Origin of the sequence: Actinoallomurus bryophytorum, from assembly GCF_006716425.1 — a bacterium.
In the GTDB taxonomy this organism is placed as follows: Bacteria; Actinomycetota; Actinomycetes; order Streptosporangiales; family Streptosporangiaceae; genus Actinoallomurus; species Actinoallomurus bryophytorum.
In genome coordinates this window covers 5,769,263-5,789,498 of record NZ_VFOZ01000001.1, presented here as the reverse complement: position 1 = coordinate 5,789,498, position 20,236 = coordinate 5,769,263, and the positions used below count along the sequence as shown (strand labels likewise).

At 69.9% G+C, this 20,236-nt stretch carries 16 protein-coding genes; 11 read left to right on the top strand and 5 right to left on the bottom strand.

The features are described from left to right. Positions 1-32 precede the first annotated feature (32 nt). The gene (locus tag FB559_RS27135; protein WP_141958903.1) at positions 33-1,130 is read right to left on the bottom strand and encodes a lytic transglycosylase domain-containing protein; all 1,098 of its coding nucleotides are present in this window, start codon (positions 1,128-1,130) and stop codon (positions 33-35) included. A gap of 220 nt (positions 1,131-1,350) precedes the next feature. On the opposite strand from FB559_RS27135, the gene FB559_RS27130 reads away from it, so the two are divergent. Both FB559_RS27130 and sepH read left to right on the top strand, forming a co-directional pair. Next, complete coding sequence (locus tag FB559_RS27130; protein ID WP_141958901.1) at positions 1,351-2,661, top strand: D-arabinono-1,4-lactone oxidase; 1,311 nt, start codon at positions 1,351-1,353, stop codon at positions 2,659-2,661. 272 nt (positions 2,662-2,933) lie between these two features. Further along, a complete protein-coding gene (gene sepH / locus FB559_RS27125; RefSeq protein WP_141958899.1) occupies positions 2,934-4,295 on the top strand; it encodes a septation protein SepH in 1,362 nt (453 codons plus the stop codon). Positions 4,296-4,578: 283 nt separating this feature from the next. On the opposite strand, the gene FB559_RS27120 is transcribed toward sepH, so the two are convergent. After that, the gene (locus FB559_RS27120) at positions 4,579-5,010 is read right to left on the bottom strand and encodes a Fur family transcriptional regulator (RefSeq protein WP_141958897.1); all 432 of its coding nucleotides are present in this window, start codon (positions 5,008-5,010) and stop codon (positions 4,579-4,581) included. 218 nt (positions 5,011-5,228) lie between these two features. Between FB559_RS27120 and FB559_RS27115 the strand changes: the two genes are divergently transcribed. The 4 genes from FB559_RS27115 to FB559_RS27100 all read left to right on the top strand — a co-directional run bounded on the left by FB559_RS27115 (position 5,229) and on the right by FB559_RS27100 (position 9,398). After that, positions 5,229-6,866, top strand: a complete 1,638-nt coding sequence (locus FB559_RS27115) for a catalase (RefSeq protein ID WP_141958895.1) — start codon at positions 5,229-5,231, stop codon at positions 6,864-6,866. A 24-nt stretch (positions 6,867-6,890) separates the two neighbouring features. Then, complete coding sequence (locus FB559_RS27110; RefSeq protein WP_141958893.1) at positions 6,891-7,361, top strand: Dps family protein; 471 nt, start codon at positions 6,891-6,893, stop codon at positions 7,359-7,361. 188 nt (positions 7,362-7,549) lie between these two features. Next, a complete protein-coding gene (locus FB559_RS27105) occupies positions 7,550-8,521 on the top strand; it encodes an ATP-binding cassette domain-containing protein (protein ID WP_141958891.1) in 972 nt (323 codons plus the stop codon). 64 nt (positions 8,522-8,585) lie between these two features. Then, positions 8,586-9,398: an ABC transporter permease gene (locus tag FB559_RS27100; RefSeq protein WP_141958889.1), complete on the top strand. Its 813-nt coding sequence runs from the start codon at positions 8,586-8,588 to the stop codon at positions 9,396-9,398. Positions 9,399-9,470: 72 nt separating this feature from the next. On the opposite strand, the gene FB559_RS27095 is transcribed toward FB559_RS27100, so the two are convergent. Then, positions 9,471-12,644: an AfsR/SARP family transcriptional regulator gene (locus FB559_RS27095; protein ID WP_141958887.1), complete on the bottom strand. Its 3,174-nt coding sequence runs from the start codon at positions 12,642-12,644 to the stop codon at positions 9,471-9,473. Positions 12,645-12,997: 353 nt separating this feature from the next. Here FB559_RS27095 and FB559_RS27090 point away from each other — a divergent pair, with 353 nt between their 5' ends. From FB559_RS27090 to FB559_RS27080, 3 genes are all read left to right on the top strand, one after another. Continuing rightward, entirely contained in the window at positions 12,998-13,414 is a 417-nt protein-coding gene (locus FB559_RS27090) for a MarR family winged helix-turn-helix transcriptional regulator (RefSeq protein ID WP_141958885.1), read from the top strand. A 260-nt stretch (positions 13,415-13,674) separates the two neighbouring features. Next, complete coding sequence (locus tag FB559_RS27085; protein WP_246122101.1) at positions 13,675-14,238, top strand: YbhB/YbcL family Raf kinase inhibitor-like protein; 564 nt, start codon at positions 13,675-13,677, stop codon at positions 14,236-14,238. A gap of 241 nt (positions 14,239-14,479) precedes the next feature. Continuing rightward, a complete protein-coding gene (locus tag FB559_RS27080) occupies positions 14,480-16,153 on the top strand; it encodes a hypothetical protein (protein ID WP_141958881.1) in 1,674 nt (557 codons plus the stop codon). A gap of 449 nt (positions 16,154-16,602) precedes the next feature. On the opposite strand, the gene FB559_RS27075 is transcribed toward FB559_RS27080, so the two are convergent. Continuing rightward, on the bottom strand, positions 16,603-17,190 hold the full coding sequence (locus FB559_RS27075) for a GrpB family protein (protein ID WP_141958879.1): 588 nt from the start codon (positions 17,188-17,190) through the stop codon (positions 16,603-16,605). A 222-nt stretch (positions 17,191-17,412) separates the two neighbouring features. Here FB559_RS27075 and FB559_RS27070 point away from each other — a divergent pair, with 222 nt between their 5' ends. Continuing rightward, complete coding sequence (locus FB559_RS27070; protein ID WP_141958877.1) at positions 17,413-18,399, top strand: alpha/beta fold hydrolase; 987 nt, start codon at positions 17,413-17,415, stop codon at positions 18,397-18,399. A gap of 113 nt (positions 18,400-18,512) precedes the next feature. Then, positions 18,513-19,085: a GNAT family N-acetyltransferase gene (locus tag FB559_RS27065; protein ID WP_141958875.1), complete on the top strand. Its 573-nt coding sequence runs from the start codon at positions 18,513-18,515 to the stop codon at positions 19,083-19,085. Between the two features lie 246 nt (positions 19,086-19,331). Here FB559_RS27065 and FB559_RS44870 read toward each other — a convergent pair whose 3' ends face one another. Then, positions 19,332-20,186 carry a tautomerase family protein gene (locus FB559_RS44870; protein ID WP_221640196.1) on the bottom strand — a complete coding sequence of 285 codons (855 nt, stop codon included), beginning with the start codon at positions 20,184-20,186 and terminating at the stop codon, positions 19,332-19,334. Positions 20,187-20,236: the final 50 nt, after the last annotated feature.

Below are 20,236 nucleotides of genomic sequence, written 5' to 3'. Positions count from 1 at the left end.
AACCAGCCGGTCGAGCATGCCCGCTCCAGGCCTCACGAGAAACGGCGCGCGTACGCGTGGGCGAGCGACAGGACACCGTCGACGTAGGACTGTGAGTGGTTGTAGTGCCAGATCGCGTTGGACAGCGAGCTTCCGCCGTGCCCGGCGCCGTTGACGCACAGATATCGGGCCGCGGTGGGTACGGCGTCGAAGGGATCCATGATGTCGGCCTTGCCGTCGCGGTCGCCGTCCACGCCGTACGACCTCCAGGTGGCCGGCATGAACTGCATCGGGCCCATCGCGCCCGCGCTGGACGGCCCGACGTTGCGTCCGTGGCCGCTCTCGATCTGCCCGATGGCGGCGAGCACGGTCCACGAGAGGCCGGGGCAGGTGGTCGCCGACTGCTGGTACAGCTCCAGGTAGCTGCCGGCCTTGCCGGTGGGCGCGCCCTTCTTGGCCTGCGGCACGTACTCCTTGTCGTGCAGGTTGATGATCTGGCTCTGCGCCCCGACCGTGCTCCGCAGCTTGGACTGAAGGGAGTTGAGGTCGGCGCCGGGCGCGTTGACGAGGAGCCCGATGTCGGGGACCAGGCCGATCCGGCGGCCGATGTCGCGGCCGACGAGGACGTTGATGCCGGGCAGGCCGAGCGGGCCGGAGCCGCCCATCGTGGCCATCATCTGCGCCTTGCCCTGGATGGGGTACTGCATGCCGGAGCGGAGGCCGAGCTGTTTCTGCACGTCGTCGGAGACGACGAACTGGCTCTTGCCGAGCGCGGACCAGAGCGCGTTGTCGGTGGCGGTGCCGGGCGGGGTCCAGGAGCGGAACCGGACCGGGTCGACGGCGAACATGTTCGCCTTGCCGCCCTCCAGGCGCACCGCGCCCGCGTCCACGGTGATGACGTCACGTACGTGCTCGAGACGGGACACCCGGGTGAGCTGTCTCTGGCTCACCGGCCGCCCCGAGATGACGAGGAAGTCCGGCGGTATCACGCGCTTGAGCGCGGACGGCTGCTCCGAGGCGGGCACCACGGAGGTGGCGGGCGGGGTGGCCGACGCGCTCACGCGAGCCTGGGGATCGGCCTTGGAACCGGAGGTCATGACGTACGCCGCGCCGCTCGCGGCGGTCGCCGTGACCGCCACCGCGATGGTCACGGCCGTCGGAATCCCTCTGCGTATCAAGCGTTTCATCAACCATCCCAACGAATCTGCCCGCACGTTGGTTACCCATAATCGGGCCGGTCCCGGCCACAAACCGGGTCAGGAACGACAAAGATCGAGGGTAGGCCGCGGAGCCCCGTCCCCGGTCCCGTACCGGGCCGATGAGCCACCGAGGCTTGCCGAGACCTCGACAAACGTGAGTAGATTTCGCCTTATGCCTCAATCGAGCCCCCCGGTGTGGCGGAACTGGGCCGGCAACCAGAGCGCCACCCCCCGCCGTGTCGTCACCCCGCGTTCCGCCGACGAGGTCGCCGCCGCCGTGACGGCCGCCGCCGGCGACGACCTGACCGTCCGCATGGCGGGTACCGGTCACTCCTTCACCGGCGCCGCCCTCACCGAGGACGTGCTGCTGCGCCCGGAGGGGCTGACCGGCCTGCGCGCGGTCGACGCCGAACGTGGCCTGGTCACCGCCGAGGCCGGCATGACGCTCAAGACGTTCAACGAGCACCTGGCGCGCGAGGGACTCGCGCTGGCCAACATGGGCGACATCCAGGAACAGACCCTGGCCGGCGCCATCCAGACCGCCACCCATGGCACCGGGCGTGAGGCGGCCGGGCTCGTCTCGCAGGTCGCCGGGCTGGAGATGGTGCTGGCCGACGGAAGCACGGTGACCTGCTCACGCGCGGACCGCCCGGAGCTCTTCGACGCCGCGCGCGCCGGCCTCGGGGCGCTCGGCGTCGTCACCGCGGTCACCTGGCACACCGTGCCCGCGTTCGTGCTCCAGGCGCGGGAGGAGCCGATGCGGTGGGAGGAGGTGCTGACCCACCTCGACGAGCTGGCGGACGGCAACGAGCATTTCGAGTTCTACTGGTGGCCGCACACCGATGGCTGCCTGACCAAGCGCAACAACCGGGTGCCCGGCCCGGCCGAGCCGCTGCCGGCGTTCCGGCACTGGCTGGACGATGAGTTCCTGTCCAACTCCGTGTTCGGGCTCACGAACCGGATCGGCTCGCTGCTGCCGGTCACGATCAAACCGATCAACGGCGTCTCGGCGCGCGCCCTGGGCGCGCGTACGTACAGCGACCGTTCCGACCGGGTCTTCACCAGCCCGCGGCGCGTCCGCTTCAAGGAGCAGGAGTACGCGATTCCGCGCGAGGAGCTGGCGGGCGCGCTGCGCGAGGTACGGTCGGTCATCGAGCGGAGCGACTTGCGCATCGGCTTCCCGATCGAGGTACGCCTGCTGCCGGCCGAGGACGCGTGGCTATCGATGGCGTACGGCCGGCAGAGCGCGTTCATCGCGATCCACGTCTTCCACTCCTCCGCGCACGAGGAGTACTTCCAGGCGATCGAGGAGGTGCTGACGTCACTCGGCGGGCGCCCGCACTGGGGCAAGCTCCACACCCGCGACGCGTCCTATCTGGAGGGTGTGTACCCCCGTTTCGGGGACTTCCTGGCGCTGCGTGACCGGATCGACCCCTCCAGACGCTTTGCCAACGCATATACGACTCGTATCTTCGGGAAGTGAGCGCTCAGGGCACCGCCGCAAAGGCATCGAAGGACATCGCCAGGAAAAGGATGCACAAGAATCGTTAAGCCCTCCACCCCGCACCCCGGTGAACAGGCAAGCTGGGACGACGCTGCGGGAACTGGTGAGGATCACGTCACGAGGACGGCGATGTTCGGACATGCCGGGTACGGTGCTGGCGGGCAGGTGCGTCCTGACGAGAGACTCATGGAACCGGGGGAAGGGCACGCATGCGCCCCGAGCCACGATGGACAGGGCACGAAAGGACACGCATGCAGGAGCTGCGCCTCGTCGCGGTCAGCGAGGACGGTTCGTACCTCGTCCTGGCCACCGCGGGCCGAGGCACCCGGTTCACGCTGCCCGTCGACGATCGGCTTCGCGCCGCGGTCCGTGGGCACTTCTCCCGCCTCGGCCAGTACGAGATCGAAGTGGAGAGTCCCTTGCGTCCCAAGGAGATCCAGGCTCGCATCCGCGCTGGAGAGACCGCGGAGGAGATCGCCGACACGGCCGGCATCCCGGTAGAACGGGTCCGCTGGTTCGAGGGACCGGTCCTCCAAGAGCGCGAGTACATGGCACAGCAGGCACAGCGCGTGACGATACGCCGTCAGGGCGAGTCCGCGCCCGCCCCCGCGCTCGGTGAGATCGTCGAGGAGCGGCTCGGCCGCCGCGGCGTCGACCTCGAGGAGGCCGAATGGGACTCCCGCAAGTGTGAGGACTCGACCTGGCGCGTCCGCCTGTCGTTCAACTACGACGGCCGCCCGTACGCCGCGGAGTGGGCCTACGACCCGCGCCGCCGCCACATCTCCGCCGTGAACGAGGAGGCCGCGCGGCTGTCCTCGCTCGACCTGGACGAGCCGGTCGACGACACGGTCACCCCGTTCCTGCCCCGGCGCGCGATGAAGGTCGTCACCGAGCCCGTGCGCGAAGAGCCGCCCGCGCCTCGCGAGGAGCCGCCGGCCGCCGAGGAGACCGCGTTCGTCCGCGAGGTCCCGCGTCAGGAGATGCTCAGGCCGGCCCCGAGCGAGCCCGCGCCGTCCCGCGAGAGCGCGCGTCCACGGGAGACGGCGGCACAGGCCGCACAGTACGAGGCGGAGCCGTCGCGTGAGGCGGCGGCGTCCCGCGAGGCCGCCGCGTCCCGCGAGACCGCGTCCCGTGAGGCCGCGTCGTCGCGCGAGTCCGCCCTGTCGCGCGAGAGCGCGCGAGAGCCCGAGCCGTCCCGCGAGGCCGCACCGGCCCGTGAGGCGCAGGTCGAACAGCCGGCCGCCCCGAAGCCGGCCCCGGCGGAACGCCCCGCCCCGGCCCCACGCCCGACGCGGGCCGAGCCGTCGCGCCCGGCCGCCAAGCGCGAACCCGCAGGCCGCAAGCCCGCCCAGCCGAAGCAGGCCGAGCCGAAGCCCGCGCCGCAAAAGCCCGCCGCGCACAAGCCGGCGCCGCCGAAGCCGGCCCAGCAGAAGCCCGTGGAGCGCCCGGCGGCCGAGACCGTCGTCGAACAGCCGGCCGCTGCCGCCGCCGGCGCGAAGGCCACACCACCGGCCCAGGAAAAGCGCCCCGCCGCCCGCAAGAAGTCCCGTGGCAAGCGCGCATCGGTCCCGTCCTGGGACGAAATCATGTTCGGCGCCCGCCGCCCGGAGTAGCCGCACGCTCCGCCGCCCGGTTTAACCGGACGGTCCCGCCACCCGTAGGCACCTGCCACCCGGGGTAGCCCGGACGCTCCCGCCGCCACGAGTGCCCGGCGGCGCCCGTCCACCGGACGGCGAACGACAGCTTCGAGCAGCGGCAGGCGCCGAAGTGGCCGCAAGGCGGCGACCAGCCGAGCTGAAGGGCGCAGGCCCCGACGGGCGGGCCGTGACCGCCGTCGCCGTCGCGCCGTCGCGCCCGCGTCGGCGGCATCCGATCACCAGGTGGGCCGGGCGCCGGTCAGGTCGCGGTCTTGCAGCGGTCGCAGATCCCCCACCAGGTGATCTCCGCCTCCTCGATCGTGAACCCCTTGTCCTCCACCGGGTCCAGGCACGGCGCGGTACCGATGGCGCAGTCGATGTCCTCGACCCGTCCGCACTCGCGGCAGACCACGTGGTGGTGGTTGTCTCCCACCCGGAGTTCGTAGCGCGCCGGGGAGCCCGCGGGTTCGATGCAGCGGACCAGGTCGGCCCGGGTCAGGTCCTCCAGGACGTTGTAGAGGCCCTGACGCGACAGGCCCGCGGCCGAGGAGGACGCCTTCCCCACGCCGATCCTGTCCTCCAGGTCGGGCGCGGTGGCGTGCGGATTCTCCCGCAGGGCGGCCAGGACCGCCCGCCGCTGGGCCGTGTTGCGCAGGCCCTTGCGCCTCAGGAGAGCAGCGAGATCTTCCACACCGAGGTCCCATCGGAGGCTTGAGAGTTGACTTGGTCAATTCTACCTGCGACGACAGGGTACGCTCCGGGCTAGATTTGACTCAGTCCAATCTAGCGCCTAGCGTCGAAGACGTCGGGATCCGCCGGGTGACCTGCGGTGGGGCGAGATGAGCGGGCCCGCCATCACGGGGCGTCACACGGCGGCAGCACACGAGCGCTCACACCAAGGAGCCGGCCATGACCGAGAAGAACGGCGAGGACCGCCCCGTACTGACGAACCGCCAGGGACATCCCGTCCACGACAACCAGAACCAGCGCACGGTCGGTTCGCGTGGGCCGGCGACACTGGAGAACTACCAGTTCCTCGAGAAGATCTCCCACTTCGACCGGGAGCGCGTCCCGGAACGGGTCGTGCACGCTCGCGGTGCGGCGGCGTTCGGTTACTTCGAGGCGTACGGCACGGTGGGTGGCACGCCGGCCGCGCGCTACACGCGCGCCAAGCTGTTCCAGACGAAGGGCAAGCGCACCGACGTCGCGCTGCGCTTCTCGACCGTCGCCGGCGGACGTGACTCCTCCGAGCTGGCCCGTGACCCCCGCGGCTTCGCGGTCAAGTTCTACACCGAGGACGGCAACTGGGATCTGGTCGGCAACAACCTCGGCGTCTTCTTCATCCGTGACGCGATCAAGTTCCCCGACCTCATCCACTCTCAGAAGCCCGACCCGGTGACCTTCGAACGGCAGCCGGCCAACCGGGTCTTCGACTTCATCAGCCAGACGCCGGAGTCGATGCTGATGATCACCCTGCTCTTCAGCCCGCGCGGGATCCCCGCCGACTACCGTCACCAGCAGGGCTTCGGGGTCAACACCTACAAGTGGGTCAACGCCGCCGGCGAGACCAGGCTGGTCAAGTACCACTGGTCCCCCAAGCTCGGGGTCAGGTCGCTGACCGCCGAGCAGGCCGCGGAGCTCCAGGCAGAAGACCTCGGCCACCACACCAAGGACCTCTACGACGCCATCGAGCGCGGCGACCACCCCGAGTGGGAGCTGCGCGTGCAGCTGATGGACGACCACGACCATCCCGAGCTGGACTTCGATCCGCTGGATGACACCAAGGTCTGGCCGGAGAACGACTTTCCGCTGCTGCCCGTCGGCCGCCTCGTCCTCGACCGTACGCCGCGCAACTTCTTCGCCGAGAGCGAGCAGCTCGCGTTCGGCACCGGGGTCCTCGTCGACGGCCTGGACTTCAGCGACGACAAGATGCTCGTCGGGCGCACCTTCAGCTACAGCGACACCCAGCGACACCGTGTCGGCCCGAACTACCTGCAGATTCCGGTCAACCAGGCGAAGAACGCCGAGGTACGCACGAACCAGCGCGACGGTGCGATGACATACCACGTCGACGAGGCGGGCACGAACCCGCACGTCAACTACGAGCCCTCCATCACTGGCGGCCTGCGCGAGGCCGACCACCCGGCCCCGGACGAACAGGGTCCCGAGATCGTGGGCCGGCTCACCCGCGCCCGCATCGAACGCACCAACGATTACAGGCAGGCCGGTGAGCGCTTCCTCCTGTCCGAGCCGTGGGAACAGGACGATCTCGTCAAGAACCTCGTCGGCGCCCTGGGTCAGTGTGATCGCGCCATCCGCGAACGCATGGTCTGGCACCTGTTCATGGCCGAGGACGAGTACGGCCGCCGCGTCGGCGAAGGACTCGGCATCACCGCGGACGACGTCCGCGACCTGCCGCCCCTGCCCGGCCAGACGCTCACCCAGGACGAGCTCGACCGGGCCGCCGACCTCGGCAAGAACGGCCCACGCGACGTGACCGGCCTGGTCATGACCCACTGCGTGCCCAACGAGAACACCGTCAGCTGACCGAGACGCGAGAAAGGACCAGCGATGAACAAGGTGAAGAGCCCGCTCTCCGACGACGCCCGCAAGGTGACCGGCGACGCGCTGCAGGACGCCCTGGTGGACCTGATCGACCTGGGCCTGGTGGCCAAGCAGGCGCACTGGAACCTGACCGGCCGTAACTTCCGCTCCGTTCACCTCGAGCTCGACAAGGTCGTCGAGATCGCCAGGAACCACGCCGACCTGGTGGCCGAGCGCGCGGTCGCGATCGGCGTCAACCCGGACGGCAGGGTCCACACGGTGGCCGACTCCAGCAGGCTCGGCCCGCTGGAGGCCGGCTACCTGCAGGACGACAAGGTCGTCGCCGCGATGACCGACCTGCTCGCCGAGATCATCCGGCGCTTCCGCGCCCACATCGACGCGACCGACGACGCCGACCTGGTCAGCCAGGATCTGCTGATCGCCGCAACGCGCGATCTGGAGGAACAGCACTGGATGTTCGAGGTACAGCGGCACTGACCGCTCATGCGAGAACGCCCGCGGGGAACGGCCCCCGTGGGCGTTCTCGCATGTCAGGCCCGCGCTGACAGGGACGATGGCGGCATCTCAGGGGCGTATCAGCGGATGTCAGGCAGATGTGCGTGAAATGACAGTGGCGTCGTGGACAGTAATGACCGACAACGCATGACATTTCACGGGGAGAGCCAATGACTTACGCCATCCAGGCGGAGGGCCTGGTCAAACACTTCGGGGACACGGTCGCCCTCGACGGTGTGGACCTCGAGGCGCGCACCGGCAGCGTGCTCGGGATCCTGGGCCCCAACGGAGCCGGTAAGACCACCGCCGTACGCATCCTCGCCACCCTGCTGCGACCCGACACCGGCCGGGCGTCCGTCGCCGGACACGACGTCGTACGCGACGCGCACCAGGTCCGTCAGCTCATCGGGCTGACCGGACAGTACGCGTCCGTCGACGAGATGCTCACCGGCACCGAGAACCTCGTGATGATCGGCCGGCTGCTGGACATGCCGCGCCGTGAGGCGAAGGCGCGCGCCGCCGAACTCCTGGAGCGGTTCGAGCTGTGGGACGCCCGCGACCGTGCGGCCAAGACGTACTCCGGCGGCATGCGGCGGCGGCTCGACCTGGCCGCCAGCCTCGTCGGGCGGCCCTCGGTGCTGTTTCTGGACGAGCCCACCACCGGTCTGGACCCGCACGCGCGGGGTGGACTTTGGGAGACCGTCCGCGGGCTGGTGAGCGACGGCGTGACCGTACTCCTCACCACGCAGTACCTGGAGGAGGCCGACCAGCTCGCCGACGACATCGCGGTCATCGACCGCGGCAAGGTCATCGCGCACGGCACCCCCGACCAGCTGAAGAACCAGGTCGGCGGTCAGGTGCTCCAGGTGCGCCCGAACGACGCGCGGGACCGCGAGACGGTCGCCGGGCTGGTCAGCATGGTGGTCGGCGACGGCATCCAGATCGAGGGCGATCTGGTCACCGCGCCGGTCATCGACCCCGGCGTGCTGCCGAAGGTGGTCCGTCACCTCGACGACGCGGGCGTGCTCGTGGCCGAGCTGACGCTGCGCAGGTCCAGCCTCGACGAGGTCTTCCTGTCCCTGACCGGCCACCGCGCCGAAGACGAGAAGGCCCACCTCGAACTCGAAGGGAGCTCAGCATGACCGAGCGAAGCGAGGGCATCGGCAAGCACAGCACCCTGGTCGCCTCTCCGACGAAGGAGGACGCATGACCGCGGCGACTCTGCCGGCGCCGAGCACGTTGTCCCGGCGCGTCAGCCCGCTCGCCACCGTGCGGCACACGATGACGCTCGCCTGGCGCACGCTCGTGCAGATCAAGCACAACCCGATGGAACTGCTCGACCTCAGCGTCCAGCCGATCATGTTCGTGCTGCTGTTCACGTACGTCTTCGGCGGTCAGATGGCGGGCGGCCACCCCACGCAGTACCTGCAGTACGCACTGCCGGGCATCATCGCGCAGAACGCCCTGTTCGCCACGCTGAACACCGGTGTCGGGCTGAACACCGACATCACCAAGGGCGTCTTCGACCGGCTGCGCGCGCTGCCCATCTCCCGTATGTCGCCCCTCGCGGGCCGGATCCTCGCGGACACGGTCAAGCAGGCGTGGTCGATGGGCATCCTGCTCGCCATGGGCATCCTCATCGGGTTCCGCGTCAAGACCGACGCCGCCGGCGTCGTCGGCGCGCTGCTGGTCCTGGTCGTGATGTCCTTCGCGGTCTCCTGGGTGTCGGTACTGATCGGTGTCCTGGTGAGCGAGCCGGACAAGGTGCAGATCTTCGGCTTCACCACGATCTTCCCGCTGAGCTTCTCCAGCAGCGCGTTCGTCAACGTCCACACGATGCCGGGCTGGATGCAGGCGTGGGCCAAGGTCAACCCGGTGTCCTTCCTGGCCGACGCTACTCGCGGGCTGATCAGCACCGGTCCGGTCGCGACGCCGGTCGCCAAGACGCTGATCTCGGCCGTCGTCATCGCGGTCGTCTTCGCCCCGCTGGCGGTGCGCGCCCTGCGCCGGCGTGTCTGAGCGGGCGGGCCCGGCCGATGGCCGCGCCCGCCGGCGTCGCCCCACGAGGGCGGGTGACGCCGGCGGGCGCGGTCAGTCGTCTCGGGGCTCGATACCGAGGTAGGTGCCCGCGCTCTCGGCGTTCATCGCCCGGCCGGCGGCGAACGCTCCCTCGAACCGTGCGTCATCGATCGCCGCGCGCGCCTCGCGTTCGATACGGGGCGGGTCGACCAGCGACCGGTCCTCGATGCCGCGTACGGCGACGGCCGCGCCGAGCAGAGTCGCCGCCTTTTCCGCGTCGCCGGTGCGTAGGGCGAGGTCGGCGAAGCCGACCAGCGTCTGCCCGATGATCGGGGCATCGTGCACGAACAGGGCCAGCCGGAGCGCCTCGGTGTGCCGGGTGAGCGCTGCGGAGAGGTCACCCTCCAGCGCGTGCACCAGTCCGAGCTGAGAGTTGATCATGGCGCCGAATTGCGGCGGCCCGTTGACCGCGACCTGGGCGACGGCCTCCTCCAGATGGCGTCGGGCGGCCACCAGGTCGCCGTCGCGCCGGGCGAACTCCCCCAGCGTGAACGCGACATAGGCGAGGTCCTCCGGAGCGCCGCGACGCCGGGCCCCGCGCATGGCGAGGTCCAGCTCGGCGCGTGCCCTGGCCTCGTCGCCGATCGCGCTGTAGGCGTGGGCGAGGCGGATCCGCAGGAAGCTGGCCTCGTCGTGGCTGCCGAAGTCCACGGAGTAGCCGAGAGCCTCCTCGAGATAGGACTTGGCGACCAGCGGCTCCCCCTTCCAGAGCGTGACCTCGGCCATTCCGGTCAGCGTCAGCGACAGGCCCCATCGCTCGCCGAGGTCGCGGAACGCCGCCAGCGCGGTGGCGAAGACCTCGTCGATGCCCTCGACCCGGCCCAGGTTGATCAGCGCGTGCCCGCGGACCGTGTGGCCGACCGCCCGCAGCCAGGGGTCACGCGCGGAGCGCAGCGTCTCCAGGTCGGCGAGGGCCTCCTCGATCTGCCCGTCGAAGATGCGCATCCCCAGCGGCGCGACGTGGAGCATGGGATGCAGGTCGTCGCGGTCGACCGACCCGGCGGTCTCCAGGACCGTCGAGAGCCGCGCGCGCAGCGCGACCTTGTCCAGGGGCCCGCCATCGCTGTTGCTGAAGGCCCCGAGCAGCCAGTACATGTACGCGAGGGCGCGGGCGCGCGCCGGCCCCTCGCCGGGGACGGCGACCGCCTCACCGGCGAGCTGCTCCCCCTCGGCCCTGCGGCCGCGCAGGAACCAGTACCAGCCGAGCGCGGCCACGTAGCGGACCGCCAGGGCCGCGTCGCTGACGTCGATGGCCCAGCGCAGCGCCGAATGCATGTTGTCGTACTCGGCGCCGAGCCGTCGCATCCACCGCATCTGGTCCCGCGTGCGCAGGAGGGGCTCGGCGGTCTCGGCCAGATCGAGGAAGTGGTGGGCGTGCGCGCGCCGGATCCGCCGGGCCTCGCCGGCCTGTGAGAGACGGCCGGCGCTGTAGGCGCGGATCGTCTCCAGCAGGCGATAGCGCCCGGCCCCGTCGGCGATGACCAGCGACTTTTCCACCAGGCCGATGAGGGCGTCGAACACGTCGCCGCCGCAGACCTCCTCGACGCTTTCGAGCGTGGCCCCGCCGGAGAAGACCGACATCCGGCGCAGCAGCTCGTGCTCGGGCTCGTCCAGCAGGTCCCAGCTCCAGTCGACGACCGCGCGCAGGGTCTGGTGGCGGGGCAGGGCCGTACGGCTGCCGCCGGTGAGGAGCCGGAACCGGTCGTCGAGGCGGCCGGCGATCTGCGCGGCGGTCATCGTCCGCAGCCGGGCGGCGGCCAGCTCGATGGCAAGGGGCATGCCGTCGAGGCGGCGGCAGATGGCCAGCACCGCGTCGAGGTCGGCGCCGACGGTGAAGCCGGGCCGTACGGCGGCGCCGCGCTCGGCCAGCAGGCGTACGGCGGGATAGCCGAGGACGTCCTCCCCCGGCCCGAGTGACTCATCGCAGGGGAAAGCCAGCGGCGGCACCGGCCAGAGCGTCTCACCGGTGATGCCGAGCGCCTCCCGGCTGGTGGCGAGGACGCGCACCCCTGGGCAGTCGGCCAGGACGCGGTCGGCGAGCCGGGCGCACGCGTCGATCAGGTGCTCGCAGTTGTCCAGCACGATCAGCAGCCGCTCGCCGGCCAGCGCGGCGACGAGGCGCCCGACCGGGTCGGTGGTGGGCGGCGTCGTACCCCGCATGTTGCCCACCAGCGCCCTCTCGCGCAGGCCGAGGGCGCTCATCAGGGCCTGTGGCACCTCGGCCGGGTCTCCGACCGGGGCCAGCTCGACCAGCCACACACCGCCGGGCATGCGCTCCGTCAGCCGTTCGGCGGACTCGACGGCCAGCCGGGTCTTGCCGGCGCCGCCCGGTCCGGTGAGCGTGACGAGGCGGTTCTCCTCCAGGAGCTTGGCGACCCGGTCGATCTCTTCTTCCCGGCCGATGAAGCTGGTCAGCCGTGCGGGCAGGTTGGTGCGGACCGCCGGGCCGGCCGGCGACGACCTGCCCCTCAGCACCGCGAGGTGGACGTCCCGCAGCTCCGGCGACGGGTCGACGCCGAGCTCTTCGGCGAGTGTGCGGCGGGCGTCCTCGAAGGTGGTCAGCGCGTCGGCCTGCCGGCCGGCGGCGCACAGCGCGCGCATGAACTGCCCGCGCAGGCGCTCGCGCAGCGGGTGCGCGGCGACGAGCTCCTCGAGCTCGGCGACGTCGGCGCGGCCGAGCGTCAGCCGCGCCTCGACGTGGTCCTCGACCGCGCCCAGATGGCGTTCGGTCAGGCGAGAGACATGACCGCGGGCGAAGCCGGCCTCGGCGACGTCGGCGAGTGCCGGACCGCGCCACAGGCTCAGCGCCGCGGCGAGCGCGTCGGCGGCCCGCGCGGGCTCATCGGCCAGCAGCGCCTGCCCACGGGCGGCGAGCCGGTCGAACTCGATGACGTCGACGGCGTCCGCGGAGCCGTCGAGGACCAGCCGGTAGCCGGATGGGTGTGACTCGATCACGAGGTCCGGCAGCGTGCGGCGCAGCCGGGAGATCAGGGACTGAAGGGCGTTCGGAGCCCCGGAGGGCGGCTCGTCGCCCCACACGCCGTCGACGAGCCTCTCCGCGCCGACCACGCGACCGGCGTCGAGGGCCAGCAGGATGAGCAGGGCGCGCAGGCGTGCTCCGCCGACCTCCACCACCCGTCCGGTGCCGTCGGCCACCTCGAGCGGCCCCAGGAGCCCGATCCGCACGAGCCATCCTCCCTTGCCTGTCCCGCCCTCGGGGTCACCCGGTCAAGGGGTCCCGAGGAGCGTGCCATGCCTGACGAGAGAACCACGATATATCTCGATGAGTCCCGTGTCCCGTATCAAGTCGCACAACGTGGTCGCCGATCTTTTGTCTTCGCCGTCCTCATCCGGCCCGCCGCGACGATCCGCCCCGGTTTCTCCCGCCGCCCTCATCTTGCAGGAGGCCGGGACGACCGTCACGCGGATAAACCATCGCCCCTGTGGCGTACGCCGGCCTGGCACCGCGGCCCGGCATGGAATGCCCGGACTCCGGGTGACGGCCGGTCACGCAACGTACCGGCGGCTACGCTGATCAGGTGGAACGTTCCCTGCTCGACAGCTCCTCGTACCAGCTGATCCGGGTGCTGGCGCGCTACAAGGCGCTCGTGGCCGGCGGGCTAGACCGGTACGGCCTCCACCTCGGGCAGGAGTTCTACCTCGCCCAGCTCTGGTGCGAGGACGGTGTCACCTCCGCCGACCTCGCGGCGCGTACCGGCGTCTCGGCACCCGCGGTGACCAAGGTCGTCACCGGGCTCGAGCGCGCCGGCCTGGTCCACCGCGAGCGCGACTCCTCCGACGCCCGGCTCGTACGCGTCTGGCTGACCGAGGCCGGACGCGCCCTGCGAAAGCCGGTGAGCAGGCTCTGGTACGAATCCGAGCGGACGTTCTGGGGCGGGCTGACCGACGGCGAGCGCGCACGGGTGCGCGCGGCGATCGGCGACCTGCTGCGCTGATCTCGGCGGAGTTCGCCTGTTCGCCGCCATCTTCGGCGCCCAGGGCTTAGCGTGGAGGCCGTTCGGACCTGCCGTCCGGACGACGACAAAGGCACCTGGACTCAGCTGTTCGGCCCCGCCGCCTCTAAGGTGAGCCGAACGCCCGTCGCCGACTCGTGGTGACCAAATCGCATTCGGCGTCCGTGTTCGCGGATACGCCGAATGCGAGGCCACCGGCCGGGCGCGGCGTACGATCGTCCCCCGGGAGCTATGGATCGATGATGACCACGTTGTGGCGGCCGTTCAGCCTGGCCGCCGTCGTACTGCTGTCGCTCAGCGGGTGTAGCAGCCTGCTGGGAAACAAGATCGTGCGCGGCAGCGTGCCGGATTCGATCACCGTGACCAGCCCGGCCTTCCGCGAAGGTGCGCCGATTCCGGTCCGGTTCGCCTGCAAGCAGGAGGGCGGCCTGGGCAAGACGCCCGCGCTTCACTGGTCGGTCGCCTCGACCGGTGTGGGGGCGCAGGCGCTGGTCGTCGACGATCCGGATGCTCCCAGCGGCGCGTACGTCCACTGGGTGCTGTTCAACATCGACGCGAAGGCGAACGAGATCCTCGAGGGCGTCGTACCCCCCCATGCCGAGCAGGCGCTGAACACCGGGGGCGGACCCGGGTACGCACCGCCGTGCCCGCCGAAAGGCGAGCTGCACCGCTACCGGTTCACGGTCTACGCCCTGCACGAGAAGGTGCCGCTGCCGAACGGCGCGAAGCTCAACCAGGTGCTGTCGGAGATCGCCGAGCGCACGGTCGCCCGCGGGCGCATGACGGTGCGGTTCGGTGAGCAGTGAGCGGCGTGTTCACATACGTGACACGACGTCGGCCGAGTGGCGGAGGGCATGAGATGACGACCACTGACCCGAGTGGCCATTTGCGGCAAGTAGTGTGAGAGTAGATGTCCGCGAACCGTGTGACAAGGGTCATAGCGGTCGGCAACAATCGGTCTAGGTCCCTGGGGGCCCGGATGCCGGTGATCACGGAAAAGGTCTCCGCGTCGGCGTCGACCGCTAGACCATGGCGTTGGGTGGTGCTATGTGGGGTCTGATCGTTGTCCTCGGACTCGTCGCGGTGGTCGTTCTCGTCGGGGTGCTCGTTGCCCTCGGCATGAGAGCGAGCCGCGCCGGAGGCGATGACGACTGGATGGCCGAGGACGAGCAGCCCCGTGGCCGCCGTGGAGGACGATCTCGCGGCCGCCGCGGAGAGCCTGAGGAGTACGAGGACGAGCCGTACGGCGACATGCGTGTCGCGGGGGCTCCGATGGGTGCTCCCCAGCAGCTTCCGGCTGCCCCGATGGCGGGCCCGATGCCCGGTCCGCCGCCCGGACAGCTCGCGCCGCTTCCGGCCGTGTCCGGTCCCAACCACGGGCCGGGCCCCGCACCTGCGCCGTCCGGCCGGTCCAATGACGAGATGGACGACGACGAGTACTGGTCGACCATCACCTTCGACAAGCCCAAGTTCCCCTGGCGGCAGAACGGCGAGCAGCCGCCCGAGCCGCGGGGCAACGACCCGCTGGCGCCTACGGGGCAGGCGCCACCGCAGGCCCCGGATTCGCACCCGATGGACAACGCGCCTCCACCGGCTCCCCCGACCGCACCGCAGCCCGCCATCCCGGCGAACCCCCTCGACGCGCCTGTGGGCCGTGGCGGCGAGACCGACCCGGGCGCCGTCCCGTCCTACGGTTCGGCGGAACAGAGCGGCGGCTTCGCCCCGTACGGTTCCGAGCCACAGCAACAGCAGCAGCAGAACAGCGGTTACGGCGACGACCCGCTGAACACCGGCGAGCGTCCGTCCTACGGCTCTCACGGCGCCCGTCCCCCGGCGGCGCCGCCCCAGCCGCAGCCCCAGCAGCCACCGCCTCCGCCGGCGCCTCCCGCGCCGTCGACGGCACCGGCCACGGCCGTACAGCCGGCGGCGTCGATGAATCCCCCCGCCGGCGGCGATGACGAGCCCCGTCTGCCGAGCGTGGACGAGCTGCTCGCCAAGATCCAGTCCGACCGCAAGCGCGCGGCCGCCGCGGACGAACCCGCCCAGCCGAGCTATGACCCGCTGAACGATCCGTTGAACGACCCGCTGAACACCGGCGAGCGTCCGTCCTACGGCTCGGGCTCCGGTTCGTCCTCGTACGGCTCGCCCTCATACGGCTCGCCGTCCACCGGGGGCGCGCCGTCGGCGGGCAGTGGCTGGTCGGACTCGTCATCCTCGTCCTCCTCTTACGGCTCCGACCCGCTGTCCGGGGGGTACTCCTCCACCGGCGGCGGGAGCGGAAGCGGCAGTGGCGGCGGGTACGGCTCGTCGTCCTACGACAGCGGGTACGGCTCGTCGGGTTCGGGATACTCCGGCGGGGACACGTCGTCGTCGCCGTACGGCTCGTCGCCGCATCAGGACGATCCGCTCGGCGGTGGGTACTCCGGATCGTCCTCCTCGGACTCCTACGGCTCGTCGAGTGGGGGTTATCCCTCCTCCGACTTCGGCGGCGGGAGCTCCTACGGCAACGGCACTCCGTCGTCCTACGGGGACTCCAACTACTACCCCGGCCAGCAGGGCTACGACTCGGGCACTCCGCCGACGCCGCCGCCCCACCCGTCGGACAACAGCACGCAGGCGTACCCGACCAGCCCGTACGGCAACTCGTACGGCAGCAACAACGACCGCGACAAGGACGAACGCCAGGACGACTGGAATTCCTACAACGACTACCGTCGCTGACGTTCATCCACGAAGCCCCGCTCGCCCTTTCGGGTGAGCGGGGCTTCGTGTGTCGCGGTTTTGACGTGATCGGACGCGGAAAGACTGGTGAAGACGGCCCGCGGGCCGCGATTCAACGCCGAACCCGCCATTGGTAATGAGCTTTTTAATCTCTTCAGGGCCATTGGGGTCCGGAGGCGGTGAATTTAATGAGAATGCGCGTCACGGGCGTTCTATCCGCCCTGGTATTCACCCTCGGAACCGTACCGGCGATGGGTACGGCCACGGCGGCCGTTTCGACCGGCGGCCGGCATGCCGCAGAGCGTGGGACCGGAGCCGTGGAGGGCCGGGCGAGGTGCCACATCGTCCCAGGTCACTGGAGATGGGAGCGCCGGAGGGGCCACCGGGTCTGGGTGCCCCGCCATCGGGTGTGCCCGTAGGGGTGCTCGGCCCTGCGCGCGGGCTCTCCGCTACCCGCGCTCGCCGCGCCGCGTGATCTCCTGGACCACCTGGGTCTTGGCGTCGGCGTAGTGCTGCACGTGCCGCCACGTGCGCTGAGAGAGCTCACGCTTGGTACGCGCGTAGAGTTCCCGGTCGGCGTCGCTGGAACGCAGCCGGTCGCGGAAGACCAGCATCCGGTCGATCTCCGAGGCGCCGACGCCGAACACGTGCAGGTTGATGCTGGTGTCCGGGCCCTTGAAGAGGCGATGGTCGAACCAATCCGGCTCCCGGATACGCAGGACGTACCCGGCCGCCTCCATCGCGGGCACGTACGAAGGCTCGTCGGCGGAGTCCGGCACGACGAGCAGCACGTCGATGATGGGCTTGGCGACCAGCCCGGGTACGGAGGTCGAGCCGACGTGCTCGATCCGCAGCGCCTTTTCCCCGAGCACCGCGCGAATGCGGTCCGCCTCGCGATCGAAGAGCAGAGGCCATTCGGGGTCGTACTCGTGAAGAGCGATCGGTGCGTTGTGCGGTCTGACCTCACCGACCGTCAACCTTTGCAGTTCTTCATCGCTGACCAGATCTGGGTCGGGTCCGTCAGGCGTCGATGGCATCGCTGGTCCGTCCTCTCCCCGTCGGCCTCGCGACGTTACCAGAGCGTGCTCTGACCGGACTTCGAGTCTTTTTGGGTGGTCGTGCGGCCTTTGCCGGAACGGCAAAGCGATTCACGGTCGCGGCGCCGCCTGCCGCATGATCCAGGTAGAGCCGCTGGACGACGCCTCGACCTGGCCCGTGACCCCGCACCCGGCGCATGGCTTCTAAGCTCTGGAGGATCGATGTCACCTTTCGCTCCGGCCACGGAGATCACCCACCGGCTGGTCCCCTCTCCCGCCGGCCGCATCCACCTGGTCGAGCAGGGGTCGGGACCGCTGGTGCTGCTCGTGCACGGATTCCCCGAGTCCTGGTACTCCTGGCGCCATCAGATGCCGGTACTGGCCGCGGCCGGCCACCGGGCCGTCGCCGTGGACGTTCGTGGCTACGGCCGTTCCTCCAGACCCGAAGACGTAGCCGCGTACCGGATGCTGGACCTGGTCGAGGACAACGTCGCCGTGGTGCATGCCCTTGGCGAGCGGACGGCCGTGATCGTGGGCCATGACTGGGGTGCGACCATCGCCGCCAACTCCGCCCTGGTCAGGCCAGATGTCTTCCGCGCGGTGGGGCTGCTGAGCGTGCCGTACGCCCCGCGCGGCGGACCACGGCCCAGCGAGGTCTTCGCGCGGATGGGCGGGGCGGAGGAGTTCTACGTGAGCTACTTCCAGGAGCCGGGCCGTGCCGAGGCGGAGATCGAACCGGACGTCCGCGGCTGGCTAGCCGGCTTCTACGCCGCCCTGTCCGCCGACACCATGCCCCCCGCCGGTGCCCCTGACCCGCACTTCACCTCCGAGGGCGGAACACTGCGCGACCGCTTCCCCACCGGCCGGCTACCCGGCTGGCTCACCGAGGACGACCTGGACGTCTACGCGGCAGAGTTCGAACGGACCGGCATGAGCGGGGCGCTGGCCCGCTACCGGAACATGGACCGGGACTGGGAGGACCTGGCCGACTTCGACGGCTCCCCCATCACCCAGCCGTCCGTGTTCGCCGGCGGTGCGCTGGACGCCTCCACCGTCTGGATGGCCGACGCCATCAAGGCATACCCGGCAACCCTGCCGGGCTTGGTCTCCTCACACATCCTCGACGGCTGCGGCCACTGGATCCAGCAGGAACGCCACGAGGAGGTCGGCCGAATCCTGACGGACTGGCTCGCCTCACTGCCCGCCTGAAACGGTCCCGTCCCCGCGTAGGGACCTCATAACCTGTGCCGTCCGGACGGAGGCTCGCCGCCTCTCCGGATCCGCGGCTTCATCCCGTCTCTCGCAGGCGCGATAATCGCGAAATGTTGATCTTCCTGGAGACCGACCGCCTGACCCTTCGCCGCTTCACCGAGGCCGACGAGGACAACCTGGTCGAGCTCGACGGTGATCCTGAGGTCATGCGCTTCCTCAGCGGCGGCAGGCCGACTCCGCGCGAGGAGGTCCGTAGCCGGATCCTGCCGGCGCTCTTCCGCCAGTACGGGCAAGGCCCGGACTTCGGCTTCTGGGCGGCGGAGGAGAAGTCCACCGGGCGGTTCCTAGGCTGGTTCCACTTCCGGCCGTACAAGAACGGGCCACGTGACGGCGACATCGAACTCGGCTATCGGTTGCGCAGATCGGCGTGGGGCAGGGGCTACGCGACCGAGGGGTCGCGTGCACTGATCCACAAAGGTTTCACCGACCTGGGCGTGGAACGCGTGGTCGCCGAGACGATGACGGCCAACACCGCCTCGCGGCGCGTGCTGGAGAAGGCCGGCCTGACCCTCGTACGCACCTTCCACCGCGAAGGGCTGGACGCCGTCGAAGGCTCCGAGCACGGCGTGGTCGAGTACGCATTGATCAAAGCCGATTGGAAGCCTGAGCTCGAGGAGCTCTGAGGAGAAAGTCCGATCCGCCGACCTGCCCGCTGAAGGCCAGGCCAATGTCCGTGCTGACTCCCCGTTCACTGCCGTTCCGCTATGCCCATTACTTAATGAATAACAAGTCTCCGCTCTATATCTATTGGTCGTGACGGGTTCGATTGTGGTGATCAACCCATCCACCAGGAGCTTCTCTACGTCAGCAGGCAGACGCGCAACTCGCGATCATGACGTGATCACCGCTGCTCCGCGCACGGAAAAGGCTCATTGAACCGAGGTGGGGTCAAGACGGTCAGTCGGCACCCCATTGAAGTACGTAGCGATCCCGTTGCCCATAGACCAGTCCGACGGGGTGACGGTCATCAGGTTAAAGAAGACGTCCTCTCGCCGCATCTGCAACTTCTCGTGCAGATCGTCTACAACAGCCTTGTAGAACGTGGCCTTTTGCTCGGGACTCGCCACGTCGAGGAATACCAGCTGAATGAAAACGCAGTTCTCGGACCTGTAGATGCCGAGGTAGTCGCGGTCGTAGCTGAAATTCTCAGCCTTGTGTTCGGTGATGACTTGGAACCGGTCCTCGGGCACTCCCAGACACTCGATCATCTTGTCGTACACCACGTCGCCAATGGTCTGGCGGTACTCCACCGACTTGCCCTCGATGAGATCAATGCGAGCGAGAGGCATGACAGACGGCCTTTCTCTAGTGAGAGTAGTCCCCCGCGTGATCGGGAAGAGAAGTTGATCCCCTGCGTGATCGGGGACGGAGCCGGGCGACGACGCATTGGCTCGCCTGCGAGGGCGGCTGGCCCGTCGCGTGTTCTCTTTCCCACGCTGACACGATCTTACGCAGGGGCCAGTAACCCACTTACTACGCCTGTAGACCTGTTCCTTGGGAATCGCGGAAGTTGATCGACACAACCGAGATTTCTCGACGGTGGCGAAACGCGGCACCGACGCGTCCACGCCGTCGAGGTGGGCGCCGGACATGGCCCCGTCGCGCATCATGACGAAGTGCCGTGCGGCATGCCGTGGATCGGGGCGCCGCGGCGAGGTCCCGAAGACCTGGGCGAACACCTCGATGAGCGTGGTCACGTGCCAGGTTCGGTGGTCGAGGACCATCTGCCCGCACCCGGTCGCCGGGGTCAGGATATTCGGCGGCGGCCTTGAGG